Source organism: Actinoplanes sp. NPDC024001, assembly GCF_040638955.1.
Classification (GTDB): domain Bacteria; phylum Actinomycetota; class Actinomycetes; order Mycobacteriales; family Micromonosporaceae; genus Actinoplanes.
The window spans coordinates 1-14743 of sequence record NZ_JBEZZB010000214.1 but is presented as its reverse complement, the minus strand read 5'-3'; the positions used below and the strand labels follow the sequence as shown (position 1 = coordinate 14743).

Here is a 14743-nt window from a genome sequence, read left to right as displayed (position 1 = left end):
TAGCTAAGCCCGCCAGCGCCGATGGTACTGCACTCGGGAGGGTGTGGGAGAGTAGGACGCCGCCGGACTCAACGTGATAGAAAGGCCCACCCCACGGGGTGGGCCTTTCTTTTTTGCTGCCCAAAACGCATCGTGCGTGTGAAGTTCGGAGCGCGTATGGGGGTCGAAGTCCACACGGAACTAGGTGGGGTGGACGGGGGGCCTGGCTCAGCAGGGGGTTGTGTGGCCGGAACCTGACACGGCGAGGGATGACTGGCGGTGGGTTTCTGGCTGACAATGGATGAACCGGACCCCAGCTGTGGAGACGTCGTGGAGTGGCGCGATCCGAGAGCCGACGAGGTGTACTTCTCCAGCATGGAGCGAATCGGCGAGCACCTGACCGCCGCGGTGCGGGTGGAGAAGACGGAGACCGGCGAGTCATGCCGGCGATTTCGTGCCTTCTGTGGCCTCAGCGATGCGGAATCGCCGATCGGAGGGGTTCGCTTCGTGGGGGCGGACTCGTTCGGCTTCACCCATTGCCGGCGGTGTCAACGGCGCGCCAGGATGTCCGGGTGGGTCGGATTCAAGATCGCCGCGCGTGAGGATGTCGTCGGCCACCGTGAGGCCTTTCGCGGTCAGTGGTCGCTGGTGGACATCGCCTCGGAGCGGGTGCCGGTGGGCACCGATGAGAGGCGCTACAGCAACAAGAGCAGTCCGGCGATCACCACCCACGTCTACGAGGTCTCGCGGTCCGTCGCCAAAACGATCACCGTCGAGATCACGTTGACTCAGCGGGTGAACGTCGGCCTCACTCTCAACCCGGCGGTGCAGGCGTCGGTGGAAGCTACCGTGGCCAGCCGATTCTCCTCGGACACCCAGGAGTCCATCACGGTCACCGAGAGCGTGACCGTTGAGGTGCCGGCGTACAGCGCGGTGCTCGTGCGGGTGCATTGGTTCGAGCATCGGCGGACTGGACTGGCGGTACCGATGGATACCCTGGACAGGACCAAGGCGGTTCCATTCCGGCAGGTCGTCAAGCTGTCCTTCGATGTCGAGACCGTCGAGGAATGAACAATCTCGGCCGGTCCAGGCAGGGGTCCTCTGGCGATGCCGCGGGTCACTCGGATGGGATTCACTCGGGCGCCGCGCGAGATTCAGGTGGGCGGCGCGCGGCACTCGGGCGCGCGGCATGTGAGTCGGGCGGTGCCGCGTGTGATTCAGGTGGGCGGCGGGTGGGACTCGGAGGAGTGGCGCGGGGGACTCGGCGGGCGGCGGTGGGACTCGGGCGGGTGGCGCGGGGGATTCAGGCGGGTGGCGCGGCGAGGGCGGCATGGAGCTGCGCGATGTCGGCGATGTCCTTGGGGCGGCGGGGGCGGCCGGGTACCCAGACCGACATCATCTGCTTGATCTCTATCTGTGCCTGAGCGGTGATGATCGGGCAGTGGACGCCGGCGAGAGCGCGTGGCTCGTTGTCCAGCATTCCGTCGGGCCACGGCGAGCCTGCCCATGGACCGCCGGCGACTGTCAGGCGGCCAGTGGGGTCGGCGGCCAGCAGGGCGAAGCTGTGCTCGATGTCGCCGCGGGACAGGTCCAGCTGTTGAGCGTGTGAGGGTGGCTCGGGCGCCAGGGTGTAGCCCAGGTCGGTCAAGGCGAGGATGAGGCGCGGGGCTTCGTCGTGGTGGGCGAACCAGTCGATGTCGGTGTGGGGACGAGTGACCCGGCCGAGGAGGAAATCCATCGCCCAGCCGCCCCGGAGCCAGACATGGACGCCCAGTCGCTCGGAGGCAGCGACCACCTCGCCGATGGCGGCTAGCTGACGGTTCTGGAGATCGCTTGTCACAGGCGTGACGCTACCGGCTGGGCGGTTTGGGGTACACGGTGGTTTGCCGAAGCTGCGTGGGCCTGGTGATCGGAACGTGAGGAGCGGCCGACATTGGCCGCCGGGAGCCGGGATTGCCAGGGGCGAGCTTGCGGCCTGGGTGCTGCGAATCAACATGCAGGTTGGGTGCTGCGGATCAACGTGCGACGTGGGCGCTGCGGATCAACGGCTGCGGGTCAACTTGCGGCTTGGGTACTGCGGATCAACGGCTGCGGATCAACGTGCGGCTTGGGCGCTGCGGATCACGTTTTCTTTCGGGCGGTTCGGGTCGGGCGGCGTGATGGCGGGGCACCGGGGCGGTGAAGGCCACGGTGGGCAGGTATGGGCGTACATCTGCTTGGTTTTTCTTGACAGGAGCGAGCGGGTTCGGCATAGAGGTGGGTACGCGGGCCGACTCCGAGGAGGAACGATGCGGATCAGTGACATTCTCCGGGTGAAGGGTGAGCAGGTAGTCACGGTGCCTCCGGACACCACAGTGGAGCGTCTTCTGGCCGTTCTCGCACAGCATCGGATCGGCGCGGTGATCGTGTCGCGGGATGGTGCGGCGGTGGACGGGATCGTCAGTGAGCGGGACATCGTCCGGGCGCTCGCCGCGCGGGGGGCGGCGGTCCTGGAGGAGAAAGTGAGTGCCATTCAAACTACGCAGGTGCGCACGGTTACGCCGGAGGCGCAGCTGGAGGACGTGGAGCGGTTGATGACCGAGCGGCGATTCCGGCACGTGCCGGTCGTCGTCGACGGGGCTCTGCGTGGCGTGGTCAGCATCGGGGACGTCGTCAAGAATCGGATCGACGAGCTCGAGACCGAGCGGAGCACGCTGGCCGACTACATCACGGGGGAGCGGACCTGAGCGGGCGCTCCGCCTGACGGGCACGGGTTGGCGCGGCGAGCGATGTGAATGCGTGACGCCGCGACTGGCCCGTGCCTGCTCGTTTCCGGGGTCTGCACGGTGTGCGCGACAACGCGGTCGAGAGGCATTTGATCATGGTGGGCCGGCTGGCAATGGGGCGCGGCATGGGTGAGCAGCAGGAATACGGGGGGCGATCTTGGTGAGGTCGCCGTGGCGCGCTGGTCTGGGCGGTAGCGCAGTGCTGGCCCTGCAGGCGGGTGCGCGGCGCAAGTCCGGAGGCGCCAGCATGGCAGCGTGAAGCCCGCCGCGGGGTGCTTGGCGTGGAGTCGCGGGTGCGGGTTGGGGTGCAAGTGCGCGGCGTGGGTTGGGTGTGGATTCTGGGAGGGAAACGGGCTGGCCGGCGGGCCAGCCCCGGCCGGCGGTGGGGCCGGGTGGCGGCGCGCCGGGTGGCTTCGCGGGCCCGGGTGGCTTCGCGCGCCCCGGTGGCTTCGCGGGCCCGGGTGGCGCCACCCGGATGGGTGGCGCCGGGCCGGGTTTAGCGGTGCAGCAGGGAGCGCAAGCGGCTCTGGCTGCGGGACTTGGCGGTGCGGCGGCGGTTCAGGAAGATCGCGGCTGCAGCGGCGCCGGCCAGGGCCAGGAGGCCGGCTGCGGAGGACTTTGGGTTGCTGCGGACGGCGTTGCCTGCCTTGGATGTGGCGGCCGACGCCTTCGTGCGGGCGGTGGTGACCGCCTGCCTGGCGCCTGACTTGGTGCTGTCGGTGTGGGACGGGACGGCGTGCAGCTGTTCGGATGTGGTGCCCGTCGTGGTCTGGTTCGTGGTCATCGCTCACCTCTCCAGGGATGCGCTGGCTGGGGTTATGTCGTGTATGCCCCTCGTGCGCCGGCGACCAACCATGTGATGCGGTTCATTCACGCTCCAGGACCGACGCTAATCGGACACTGCGCTCGGTGTTGTCCAAGAACTGACAGGACGAGGGGTCAGCCGCGGGCCTCCACGACCTCGTGCTCCTTGGCCGGGGTCTCCTCGTCGTCGCCGGACGTGGAGGGGGCGGGGGCGGGGCTGGGTGTGTCGGAGCGGGGGGCTTCGAAGTCCTCCGCGAGGGGGTCGGCGCCGGAAGCTTCGAAGTCGGCCGGGGTGGCCTCGGAACGGGAGGCTTCGATGTCGGCCGGGGTGGTCTCGGAACGGGAGGCTTCGGTGTCGGCCGAGGTGGGGCCGGACCCCTCGGCCTCGGGGGCGGGCGAGGCGAGGTCGGACTCAGCGCTCTCGTGGTCCGGCGAGGTCGGCTCGGAGCGGAGGGCTTCCACCTCGGCCGGGGTGGAAGTGGGCTCGGCGGCGTCGAGGTGGGGCGAGGAGGATTCGGAGCCGGAAGCTTCCAAGTCCAGGGTGGAGGAGGCAGGCCCGGCGGGCTCGAGGTCGGGCGCGATGAGGTCGAGGTCGGAGGAGACCGCGTCGGCGAACGCGGGTGCGGCGTCGGCGGCGGGCGCTGATTCGGGTGCGGCGTCGGCGGTTGGCGCCGGCTCGGGTGCGGCGTCGGCGGCGGGCGCTGATTCGGGTGCGGTGTCGGTGGCGGGCGCCGGCTCGGGTGCGGTGTCGGTGGCGGGCGCCGGCTCGGGTGCGATGTCGGCGGCGGGCGCCGGCTCGGGTGCGGCGTCGGCGGCGGGCGCTGACTCGGCTGCGGCGTCGGCGATGGGGGAAGGCTCGGCTGCGGCGTCGGCGGTGGGGGAAGGCTCGTCGAGGACCCGCTGCACGGCGGTTGGCTCGTCGATCACCCTCTGCATCGCGGTCGGCTCCTCCAGCGCCGCGGAGGCGGAGCTGTAGACCGTCGAGGAGGGCGCGCCGTAGATCACCGGGATCACCACACGCGGCTGGTCCTGGGACGGCTCCTCGGCGGGGGCCTCGTCGTCCGCCTCGACGTAGACGTGGGAGGTCATACCGGGCGGGGCGACGTCCTCCGCGTCAGCCTTCAGACGGGCGTTCGGCCGGCCGTACGCGAAAGGGGTGGGGTTGGCGGTGGAGAGCTCGCGCGTGCGCGGGGCGAGGCCGCCTGCGGCCTTGGGGAGGTTGAGCAGGACCGCGCTGAGGTTGTCGTCGACGACCTCGGCGAGTTCGGCCGTGGCGCGCCGCACCGCCTGCCTGGTGGTGTGCCGGAAGTCGCCGACCAGGACGACCCGGTCGCTGAGGGCGGCCAGCGCGATGGCGTCCGAGGCGCTGAGCACGGCGGCTGAGTCGATCACCACGACGTCGCAGTGTTTCTGCACGGCGCGCAGGACGCGGGCCAGCTGCGGGCTCTCCAGCAGGTCGACGTGCTCGCCGGTACGGTGCCCGGCGGGCAGCAGGCGCAGCCGGGGCACCGAGGTGTCCTCCAGGACCTCCGAGACGGTGGCGTCGCCGTCCAGGAGGGTGGTCAGGCCGTAGTCGCCGGGGATCTGGAAGACGTTGTGCAGCGCCGGGCGGCGCAGGTCGGCGTCGATCAGGACGACCGAGCGGCCGGCCTGGGCGAGGGCGACGGCCAGGTTCGCGGCGACCGTGGTGCGGCCGTCGCGGTCGGTGGGGCTGGTCACCAGGATGGTGGTGGCGCTGGTCGGGCGCAGCACCGGCTGCAGGCGGGTGCGCAGGTAGCGGTAGGCCTCGGCGGCCGGTGAGCCGGGGGCGCGCAGCACCACGGGCAGGCCGGTGGCGGTGCCGGCCGGGCGCCGGGTGCGGGGCACGGTGGCGAGCACCGTCGAGCCGGTGAGCCGTGCGAAGTCCTCGCGGCTGCGGATCCGGCCGCGGGTCTGCGCGCGCAGCAGCGCGGTGCCGGTGCCGAGCAGCAGTCCGGCGGCGAGCCCGGCGGCCAGGTCGGGGGCGAGCGGGCGGGTGTCCGCCTCGGACGGCAGGGTCGCCGGGGTGATCACGGTCGGGCTGGTCAGGGTGCCGCTGCGGCGGACGTCGAGGTAGGCCTCGACGAGCGCGCGGGCCCGCACCTGGGCGCTGAACCGGTTGTCGGCGGCGTAGACGAAGGTCAGCACGTCGGCGCCGGGGACGATCTCGATCTCCAGGCCGTCGAGCATCGCGGAGCGGCTCACCCCGACGCGCTGGGAGGCCGGCAGCACGACGGCGTCGGAGAGGGCGAGGGCGCGCTCGGTCTCCAGGTCCGGCAGGATCGGGGTGGTGTCGGCGGCGATGTGCGCCTCGACCAGCACGGTCGCCTCCGACCGGTACTCCTGCGGCAGCGACTGATTGACCCCGTAGGCGGCGGCGACCGTGGCAGCGGTCACTACCAGAGTCCACGGTCCGTAGCGGCGTAACAGTCGCGCGGATCGTCCATAGATGGTCATACCGGCTGCCTTCCCCGTTTCATCCGCTCAGGGGCGAGTGATCTCAAGCCGGTGATTCTCGCACCGGTCGATCATGCCCCGCGTCGATCTTCCCGGCGAAATCCGTCTGCTTGTGACGGCTTTCCCGTTGTGCGGACCGGCGATATGGCGAAGATCTCCTCGGGGTCAGACCGTTTGGGCGAGCTCCTGCTCGACCCAACGGCGTAGTACCGGGGCCGGTGCGGCGCCGGACTGCCGGGCGAGGACCTGTCCGTTGCGGATCAGCAGCAGGGTGGGCACCGCCTGCACCGCGAACCGGCGGGACAGGGCCGGGGCGTTGTCGACGTTGACCTTCACCAGCTTGACCCGGCCGGCGAGTTCGCCGGCCACCCGCTCCAGGGCGGGGCCGACCATGCGGCACGGACCGCACCAGGGGGCCCAGAGGTCGACCAGGACCGGAGTGGACGATTCGTCGGCGACGGTGCCGAAGGTTCGGTCGTCGGCGTCGACGATCCAGGGGAGCGCGGCGTGGCAGGCGCCGCAGGACGGGGTGCCCTTGGCGGTGGCGGGGACTCGGTTGCGGCGCCCGCAGGACGGGCAGGAGACGATGCGCGGTTCCATGACTGGTGCAACAGTCAGCGGACCACGGAAAGTCCGCGGCGCGGTTCCCGGGTGCGGCGTACCGCCCGGGTGGCCAGGGTCAGCAGCACCAGGACGGCGGTGTCGCGGAGCAGGGTGACGCCGAGCTGCAGCAGGCCGGTGCCAGGGTTGGTGACCTCCTGCAGGACCACGCCGGCGGCCGCGGTCAGGGCGGCTACGCCGGCGAGCCGGGCGACCGCGTCACGGGAGCGGCGGAACCGGTCGCCGTGACCCCGCCAGTAGCCGGGCAGCCAGCGCTCCAGCAGGATCGCGAACAGCAGCGCGGGGAGCACCGCCCCGATGCCGACGGTCGCCGCCAGCAACAGGCCGGCGCCCTCCAGGGAGGCGGCCACCATCACCGTCGTGGCCAGGGCGATCACGTCGAACCGGCGCAGGCCGAACCGGGCCTGCGCGGCCAGCCAGACGGCGGCCACCACGAGCGGCGGGACCAGCAGGGCGAGCCCGAGCGGTCCGGCGGCCCAGAAGGCCACCAGGTAGGCGGCCGCGAAGCCGGCGGTACGGGCGGCGTAGCGAAGTGTCATCGGCGCCGACCATCGGCCCGAGGGGACCGGACCTGAGCAGATCAGGCGATGCCGACCTCGCGGAAGGCGGCCCGCACGGTCTGCGCGGCCCGGCGTGGCACCCGGCCGTCGCGGGCGAGGACCCGGGCTTTCTCCGCGCAGAGGTACGCGCAGTCGGCGAACCCGGCCCGCGGCCACAGCTCGGCCAGCGCCGCGTAGAAGACCCGGACCGCCGGGAACGAGCCCAGCTCCACGGCGGCCAGGTGGAACGCCCGGTTCACGATGCCGCTGTTGACGTGCACGCCGGCGCCCGGGTCGAACGCCGACATGTGCCCCACCTGCGGGTCGCGGCCGAGGATCGGGTTGTCGTACGCCGTGCCGGGGTGGGCCATCGAGCGGATCGCCTCGCCGTGCAGGCGGTCGGTGAGCACGTCCTCGCCGATCAGCCAGCTGTGCTCGCCGGCGTCGACCTTGTGCACGAACTGGTCGACGCAGGCGCCGATGATGTCGGCGAACGACTCGTTCAGCGCGCCCGGGTGGCGCCGAGCCCGTCGTGGGCGGCGTTCACGTTGGCGGCGGCGGCCGGCCGGTCGTCCTCGTCGCGGATCATCTTCACCCCGGTGACCCACTGGTGCTGGTCGTCGAAGATCTGCCGTTCGCCGTCGGCGGGCCGGGGCGGCAGCAGCGTGTCCAGAGTCGTGCCGCTGTGGAGTTGCCGTCGCCCGCGCAGGGAGCGGGAGGCGATCGCGGTGCGCCGGGCCGGGTCCGGATCGAGGCCGAGCTGCCGGGCGTTGCGGGCTAGGTGGTCGATCAGGTGATCGGGAACGTAGAAGCAGGTCGGTCCGGACATCGTTCGACCCTGTCACCGCACCGGGGCCGCCCGCTGTCAGTTCTTGAACACGATCACTGCCGTCGATTGCCTACTTTAGCTATAGGATATCGGCATGCTCAAGATCATGAGTCTGGCGGCGGTGCTCAGCCTCGCCGCCGGTCCGACCGCACCTCAGAACCCGTTCACCGCACCGGCCGGGGGCGCCAGCACCCACGGCGACAGCGCGTCGTCGAAGGTCTTCGCCGGGCCCGGTCCGGCCGGGAGCCCGGTCAAAGTCACCCGTTCGACGTTGCTGTCGGCCTGCCCGACCCTGCTGCACGGCGGCGACGGGCAGCTGCTCGGCCTCTGCACCGAGTACCTCGGGCAGGCGCCGGCGCTGCACCTGCTCGACCGGGCGAACGGCAACTCGCTGGCGAAGCTCTCCATCGCCAAGGGGACGCTGCTCGGTGGCGTCTACGCCTACGTCGACCACCGCGACCGGGTGGTGATCGTCGACGGGAACCGGGATCTGCTGCGGATCGCGCACAGCCGCGACGCCGCCGGCAAGTGGCAGCTCGCCGTGGTGGAGAGAACCCCGCTGAGCAGCGTGATCCCCGAGGGTGACGCGGTGGTCGGGGTCGTCCCGGCCTACGACGGGCGGGTCTGGTTCGTCACCTCGGCGGGCCGGGTCGGCGCGGTCGACACCACGACCGGAGCGGCCCTCACCTACCGGCTGCCGAACTCCGAGAAGGTCGCGAACAGCATCTCCACGGTGCCCGGCCGGTTCGCGGTGACCAGCGACCGGGCGGTCTACGTCTTCGACACGGACCGGGCGGGCGCCCCGGCGCCGCTGTGGCGTTACGCCTACGACCGGGGCCCGGCGCGCAAGCCGGGCCAGCTCAGCTGGGGGAGCGGCGCGACACCGGTCTTCTTCGGACCGTCCACCGGCGCCGAATATCTGGCGATCACCGACAACGCCGACCCGCACATGAACCTCGTGGTGCTGCGCACCGACGGACCGGCCACCCCGGTCTGCGTCCGGCCGCTCTTCACCAACCGTGCCGCCAGCGGCACGGAGAACGCGCCGGTCGCGGTCGGCACTTCGATCTTCATCACCAACACGTACGGGTACGACTACCCGGCCCTGCCCGAGGACGCCGGGGCCAGCGTGCCGGCGAACGCGGACTTCGACGGCGGGGTGGCCCGGATCGACGTCCCCGCGAACGGCGCCGGATGTGCCGTGACCTGGCAGATCAATACGCGCAGCGCCGCCCTGCCGCGCCTGTCGCAGGCCGACGGCAAGCTCTACACGGTGATCCAGGAGGGCATCCTCGGCGACGCCGACCCGTTCACGTTCGCCGCGATCGACTCCGCCACCGGCGCGATCAGCGACCGCAAGATTCTCGGCTTCGGCCTGGTGAACCCGCTGCAGACGGCCGGCACCGTGCTGGACCGAACCTATTACCAGGGCACCGTCACCGGTCTGCTGACGATCGCGCCGGCCGGCTGATCCACGGCGATGCCGCGCCGGGGGCAGCCCGGCGCGGCATCTCATCCGTGGTGGGTCAGCACTCGGCCTTGCCGAGACGCCAGTAACCCATGAAGGCGACCGCCCGCCGGTCGACCCCGCAGTCGCTCACCAGGTGCCGGCGCAGCGTCTTGATCACCCCGGCCTCGCCGGCCAGCCAGGCGTAGAAGCCGTTGATGCTGCCGGCGGAGCTGTCCGGGACCTCCCAGAGGATCTCCTCGTCGACGTCGACCTCCTCGAGGTCCACCTCGGCCGGGGTGGTGCAGTCACCGAGCAGGCGGGCCGCGGCGGCCTCGACCGCGGGAACCAGATAGGTGCCGTGCGCGGCGCCGTCGCGGGCCAGCCAGGTGACCCGGAACCCGGCCGGGGCCACGATGGCCAGCTCGTCGGCGCGCTCCGGCACCTCCAGCAGGGCCTCGCCGCACGCGTCGGCGGGCAGGCCGGCCAGGATCGAGGCGATCGCCGGCACCGCGGTCTCGTCGCCGCCGAGCAGGATCCGGTGGGTGCCGGCCGGCGGGCGGAAGTCGATGCCGCCGGCGGCGCCGCTGAAGTCCGCGTTCGGCCCCATGATGCAGGCGGTGGAGCCGGGGCGGGCCTGGACGGCCCAGCGCGAGGCGGGACCCTCCACCCCGTGCAGCACCATGTCGACGTCGACCTCGCGCAGGTGCGGGCGGACGGCGCGGGCCGTGTAGGTCCGGATCGGGTTGCGCTGCTCGTCGGGCAGGCAGCGCCACTGCGAGTACCAGTCCGGGCCGGCCGGGAGGTGGTCGTGGCCGGAGCCGGGCAGCGGCGGGATCAGCTTGATCCGCTGGTCCCACCCGTTGTCGGCGAACCGGTCCAGATCGTCGCCGGTGAAGGTGACCCGGACGAAGTTCGGGCTGAGCCTCGTCACCCGGGTGACCTGAACCGAGAAGAACCGGAACGGGGTCGCCTCGGTCTGCACGACGGTCTGAGTCACGGTCGCCTCCCACGCACGTTTAGGTAACCCTAACCTAACAGGCTCGCTCGCGGCCTCGCACCGGGACTGCACCCGGCGGCTTCCTCGCAGGTGGCAACATCGCGCCGATGGGTAGGCGGACGACGACGACACAGGAGCTGACATGCCGCACAACCCGCTCGGGCCGACCACCATCTCGTTCAGCGACGCCGACTCCGGCGTGCTGTCGTGGCCGGTGGACGACTGGGCGGCCGCCCTGCAACCGCCCACGGTGCTGGTGGCCGAGGACGACGAGGACATCCGTGAGCTGCTGGTCTTCAAGCTGCAGATGGCCGGTTACCGGACCCTGGCGACCGGCAACGGCCGGGCCGCGATGGCGCTGGCCGTCAACGAGCGCCCGCACCTGATCGTGCTGGACGTGTCGATGCCCGGGCTGGACGGCATCGGCTTCTGTTACGAGCTGCACTCGTCGCCGCAGACCGCGGAGATCCCGGTGATCCTGATCAGCGGGCGGGGCAACGAGTCCGATCTGGAGCTCGGCCGGATGGTCGGCGCCGAGGACTACCTGGTCAAGCCGTTCTCCCCGGCCGAACTGCTGAGCCGGGTGGAGCGCCTGCTGCCGGTGGCGCCCGCGTAGCCCGTACGAAATCAGACCCGGAATCGCTGGACCACCGAGCGCAGCTCGCCGGCGACCTGGGTGAGCTCACCCACCGAGGCGTCAGCCTCGCTGAGCGCCGCCGTGGTGGCGTGCGCGGCGCCGGCGACCGCGTTGATGTTGCCGGCGATCGTGGAACTGCCGTTGGCCGCCTCGCCGATGCTGCGGCTCATCTCGTTGGTCGTGGCGGTCTGTTCCTCCACGGCCGACGCGATGGTCACCTGGTAGTCGTTGATCTCGGAGATGATCCGGGAGATCTCGGCGATGGCGGTCACCGCGCTGGACGTGTCGGCCTGGATCGCCTCGACCCGGCGGGCGATGTCCTCAGTGGCCTTCGCGGTCTCCTGGGCGAGGTCCTTGACCTCGGTGGCGACGACGGCGAAACCCTTGCCCGCCTCGCCCGCCCGGGCCGCCTCGATGGTCGCGTTGAGCGCCAGCAGGTTGGTCTGCTCGGCGATCGAGGTGATCACCTTGACCACGTTGCCGATCTCCTCGGACGAGGTGCCGAGCTTGGCGACCGTGTCGTTGGTGGCCTGGGCGACGCCGACCGCGCCGGAGGCGACCTGGGCGGCGTTGTTCGCGTTCTCCGAGATCTCCCGGATGGACGCGCCCATCTCGTCGCTGCCGGCGGCGACCGACTGCACGCTGGCCGAGACCTCGTTGGCGGTGCCCGCGACCAGGTTGGCCTGTTCGGCGGCCTCCCGGGACTCGGCGTCCAGCCGGGTGGTGATCGTGCTCAGCCGCTGGGTGACGTCGCCGAGCACCTCGGCGCCGTGGTTGAGCTGGCGCACGCTGGTGATCAGGCCGTCCCGGGCCCGGTTGGTGGCCTCGGCCATCTGGCCCAGCTCGTCACGGGAGCGGACCTCGGCGGGGACCGTCAGGTCGCCGTCGGCCACCGCGCTCAGCGCCGTGGAGACTGTGGCGAGCTGCCGTTTGATCAGGCGCATCACGCCGTAACCGATGAACGCGGCGAGCACGAAGCCGATGACCAGGCCGAGCAGGGTGATCAGCCGGGCCTGCCGGTAGGAGTCGTCGCCGTGGGCGGCCATGGCGTCGGCGTCGCCCTCCTCGGCGGCCTGCAGCTCGTCCATGGCGCCGTTCATGGCGGTCTCGACCCGGTTGAACTCGGGCAGGACCTGGTCCGGGGCGGGCATCTGGAAGCCCGCGGGCGGCGCCTGGCGGAAGACCACGGTGTCGCGCAGCGCCCGGTAGTTCTGCATCTCCTCGGCGAAGACGGTGAGCCGTTCCAGGCGTTCCGGGGAGTTCGCCGCGATGTCGCGGTAGGCGGACACTGCCGCGTCGATCTGCTGGTCGGCGGCCTCGGTCGCCTCCATGCCGAGGTCCGTGAGCCTCTGGTCCCGGCTGGCGCCACCGGAGCTGACGAGCAGCATGCCCCGGAACATGCCGGTCAGCGCGCTGCGCATGTCGGCGATCTGTTCCATGCCGTCGACGTGGTCGCTCTTCATGGTATGCAGGTCGTTGCGCAGCTCGCCCATCCGGTTCAGCGCCACCGCGGTGACCGCCAGCGCGACCAGCGCCACGCAGGCCGCCGCCACCGTGCTCTTGATCAGCAGGCTCCGGTCGCCGAGCAGCCGCTCCAGCAGGCCGCGCTGTACCGTGGTCTCGGTGCTCTCCGGCTGCATGGGCTTCCTCCGTCGGCCTTCGTACGCGCGACCAACTCTAGAAGCCCTTTCCGGGTGATTTCGGCGAATTCGGCTACCCCGCCGGTCGCAATCCGTGCACGAGGGCGATGCTGCACCGCGCCCGGTGCAGCAGATGCCGGCCGATCGAGGGCCTCAGGGCCACCCGCAACATCCGGCGCGCCCGCGCCCCGGCGACCACCAGCTGTGCCCCCGCGGCGGCCTCGGCGAGCACCTCGCCCGGCGGCCCGACCAGGACCTCGGTGCTGACCGGCACCGACGGGAAGCGGCCCCGCCAGCAGGCGACGATCTCCTCCAGCCGGCGGCGCTCCGCGGCCACCGCGTCCAGGTTCGCCGCGCAGAGCAGGTCCCGGCCGCCGTCCGGCGGCGGCCAGCCGTGCACGGCGCGCAACGGTACGCCCCGGACCGCCGCCTGTTCGAAGGCGAAACCGAGCACCACCCCGGCGTTCGGGGAATCGTCCACCCCGGCGACCACCGGGTCGGTGGTCCGCGGCTCACCACGGACCACCACCACCGGGCAGCGGGCGTGCGTGCTCACCGAGGCGCTCGTCGAACCCAGCAGGGTGCGCACGGCGGAGTGGCGGGGGCCGCCCACCACCAGCAGGCCGGCGTCCGCGCCCCGCTGGGTCAGCGCCACCGCGGCGGTGCCGTGCTCGACGCGGGCCCGCACCCGGACATCCGGATGGGTGTCGGCGGCGGCCGCGATCGCCTTGCCGAGCATGTCCCCGACGGCGTCGTCCGTGTCGGCGTCGGGGTAGACCGCGGCGGCCGGCATCATCGCCGCCGCGGGCACGTAGCTGGGCCACTCGTACGCGTAGAGCAGCTCGACCGGCGCGTCCGTGCGCCGGCCCTCGTCCAGGGCCCAGCGGACGGCCTTGCGGGCGTCCGGGGAGCCGTCGTACCCGACGACGATCTTCTGGCTGGGCATGGTGAGCCTCCTCACACTCCTACCCCAGATCGTCGTTCGTTCACGACCCTTCGAGCAAGGCCGTCCGGCCCTAGCTCTGCAGAACCGCGACAACCGCCTCGGCCACACCGGTCGACGAGGCCGGGTTCTGGCCGGTGACCAGGCGGCCGTCGGTGACCACGTGCGGCTGCCAGTCGGCCGCGCCGCTGTGCACGGCGCCCAGCTCCCGCAGGCGGCTCTCCAGCAGGAACGGGACCACCTCGGTCAGGCCGACCGCGGACTCCTCGGAGTCGGTGAAGGCCGCGACGTTCTTGCCGGCGACCAGCGGGGTGCCGTCGGACAGGGTGATGCCGACCAGTGCGGCCGGGCCGTGGCAGACGGCGGCCACCACGCCGCCGCGCTCGTAGAGGTCACGGGCGAAGGCGGCGAGGTCCGGGTCGGTGGGGAAGTCCCACACCGCGCCGTGGCCGCCGGCGAACAGGATCGCGTCGTAGTCGGCCGGGTCGACGTCGGCGAAGCGCGGGGTGCTCTTCAGCTTCTCCCGCACGCCGGCGTCCTCGGTGAAGGCGCGCTGCACCGGGTCGGACAGGTCCACCCCGTCCACCGGGGGCTCGCCGCCGGCGACGCTGACCAGGTCGACGGTGTAACCGGCGTCGGTGAAGACGCGCCACGGGTGCGCCGCCTCCGGCAGGTAGTAGCCGGTCGAGCGGAGGCCGCCGAGGTCGCCGTGGCTGGTGAGTGCGATCAGGATGCGCTGTGTCATGCCCCGATCATGGGCCGCCGCAGCCATCGGGCGCCAAGAGGATGTGCCGGGGTCAGCTATCGGAATACTGATGGCATGCTCTCGCTGGATCTTCTGCACACGTTCCTGGCCGTGCACCGGGCCGGCACCCTCACCCGGGCGGCGGAACTGCTCGGGCTGTCCCAGCCCACGGTCACCGCGCAGCTGCGCACCCTGGAGAGCCGGATCGGGCAGCCGCTGTTCGTGCGCGGCGCCCGCGGGGTCACCCCCACACCCGCCGCCGACGACCTGGCCCGCCGCCTCGACGGCCCACTCGACGCGCTCGCCGCGGTGGCCGCCG

General features: G+C 71.9%; 16 protein-coding genes. 5 read left to right on the top strand and 11 right to left on the bottom strand.

Annotated elements, in window-relative coordinates:
* The first annotated feature begins 258 nt into the window (after positions 1-258).
* Positions 259-1050 carry a hypothetical protein gene (locus AB0F81_RS45810; RefSeq protein WP_360209743.1) on the top strand — a complete coding sequence of 264 codons (792 nt, stop codon included), beginning with the start codon at positions 259-261 and terminating at the stop codon, positions 1048-1050.
* Between the two features lie 232 nt (positions 1051-1282).
* Here the strand turns inward: AB0F81_RS45810 and AB0F81_RS45805 are convergent, their stop codons facing one another.
* Positions 1283-1819 carry an aminoglycoside adenylyltransferase gene (locus AB0F81_RS45805; protein WP_360209741.1) on the bottom strand — a complete coding sequence of 179 codons (537 nt, stop codon included), beginning with the start codon at positions 1817-1819 and terminating at the stop codon, positions 1283-1285.
* Positions 1820-2267: 448 nt separating this feature from the next.
* Here AB0F81_RS45805 and AB0F81_RS45800 point away from each other — a divergent pair, with 448 nt between their 5' ends.
* Positions 2268-2705, top strand: coding sequence for a CBS domain-containing protein (locus AB0F81_RS45800; protein ID WP_360209739.1), 438 nt, complete (start codon positions 2268-2270; stop codon positions 2703-2705).
* Between the two features lie 535 nt (positions 2706-3240).
* Here the strand turns inward: AB0F81_RS45800 and AB0F81_RS45795 are convergent.
* The 6 genes from AB0F81_RS45795 to AB0F81_RS45770 form a co-directional block, all read right to left on the bottom strand.
* Positions 3241-3528: a hypothetical protein gene (locus AB0F81_RS45795; protein ID WP_360209737.1), complete on the bottom strand. Its 288-nt coding sequence runs from the start codon at positions 3526-3528 to the stop codon at positions 3241-3243.
* A gap of 155 nt (positions 3529-3683) precedes the next feature.
* Positions 3684-5963, bottom strand: a complete 2280-nt coding sequence (locus AB0F81_RS45790; RefSeq protein ID WP_360209735.1) for a polysaccharide biosynthesis tyrosine autokinase — start codon at positions 5961-5963, stop codon at positions 3684-3686.
* Between the two features lie 225 nt (positions 5964-6188).
* The gene (trxA, locus tag AB0F81_RS45785; protein WP_360209733.1) at positions 6189-6623 is read right to left on the bottom strand and encodes a thioredoxin; all 435 of its coding nucleotides are present in this window, start codon (positions 6621-6623) and stop codon (positions 6189-6191) included.
* A gap of 14 nt (positions 6624-6637) precedes the next feature.
* A complete protein-coding gene (locus AB0F81_RS45780; protein ID WP_360209731.1) occupies positions 6638-7183 on the bottom strand; it encodes a hypothetical protein in 546 nt (181 codons plus the stop codon).
* A 41-nt stretch (positions 7184-7224) separates the two neighbouring features.
* On the bottom strand, positions 7225-7791 hold the full coding sequence (locus AB0F81_RS45775) for a M4 family metallopeptidase (protein WP_360209729.1): 567 nt from the start codon (positions 7789-7791) through the stop codon (positions 7225-7227).
* Positions 7686-8012, bottom strand: a complete 327-nt coding sequence (locus tag AB0F81_RS45770) for a hypothetical protein (protein ID WP_360209727.1) — start codon at positions 8010-8012, stop codon at positions 7686-7688. Before AB0F81_RS45770 ends, AB0F81_RS45775 begins: the two co-directional genes overlap by 106 nt.
* A 94-nt stretch (positions 8013-8106) precedes the next feature.
* Between AB0F81_RS45770 and AB0F81_RS45765 the strand changes: the two genes are divergently transcribed.
* Positions 8107-9483: a hypothetical protein gene (locus AB0F81_RS45765; protein WP_360209725.1), complete on the top strand. Its 1377-nt coding sequence runs from the start codon at positions 8107-8109 to the stop codon at positions 9481-9483.
* A gap of 55 nt (positions 9484-9538) precedes the next feature.
* Here the strand turns inward: AB0F81_RS45765 and AB0F81_RS45760 are convergent, their stop codons facing one another.
* Entirely contained in the window at positions 9539-10459 is a 921-nt protein-coding gene (locus AB0F81_RS45760) for a siderophore-interacting protein (RefSeq protein ID WP_360209723.1), read from the bottom strand.
* A 142-nt stretch (positions 10460-10601) separates the two neighbouring features.
* Here AB0F81_RS45760 and AB0F81_RS45755 point away from each other — a divergent pair, with 142 nt between their 5' ends.
* Entirely contained in the window at positions 10602-11075 is a 474-nt protein-coding gene (locus AB0F81_RS45755) for a response regulator (RefSeq protein ID WP_360209721.1), read from the top strand.
* An 11-nt stretch (positions 11076-11086) separates the two neighbouring features.
* Here AB0F81_RS45755 and AB0F81_RS45750 read toward each other — a convergent pair whose 3' ends face one another.
* From AB0F81_RS45750 to AB0F81_RS45740, 3 genes are all read right to left on the bottom strand, one after another.
* Positions 11087-12736: a methyl-accepting chemotaxis protein gene (locus tag AB0F81_RS45750; protein WP_360209719.1), complete on the bottom strand. Its 1650-nt coding sequence runs from the start codon at positions 12734-12736 to the stop codon at positions 11087-11089.
* Between the two features lie 73 nt (positions 12737-12809).
* Positions 12810-13682 carry a universal stress protein gene (locus AB0F81_RS45745; RefSeq protein WP_360209717.1) on the bottom strand — a complete coding sequence of 291 codons (873 nt, stop codon included), beginning with the start codon at positions 13680-13682 and terminating at the stop codon, positions 12810-12812.
* A gap of 70 nt (positions 13683-13752) precedes the next feature.
* Complete coding sequence (locus AB0F81_RS45740; protein ID WP_360209715.1) at positions 13753-14424, bottom strand: type 1 glutamine amidotransferase domain-containing protein; 672 nt, start codon at positions 14422-14424, stop codon at positions 13753-13755.
* 75 nt (positions 14425-14499) lie between these two features.
* Here AB0F81_RS45740 and AB0F81_RS45735 point away from each other — a divergent pair.
* Positions 14500-14743: LysR family transcriptional regulator (locus AB0F81_RS45735; RefSeq protein WP_360209713.1), on the top strand; the 244-nt coding region annotated here is incomplete at its 3' end.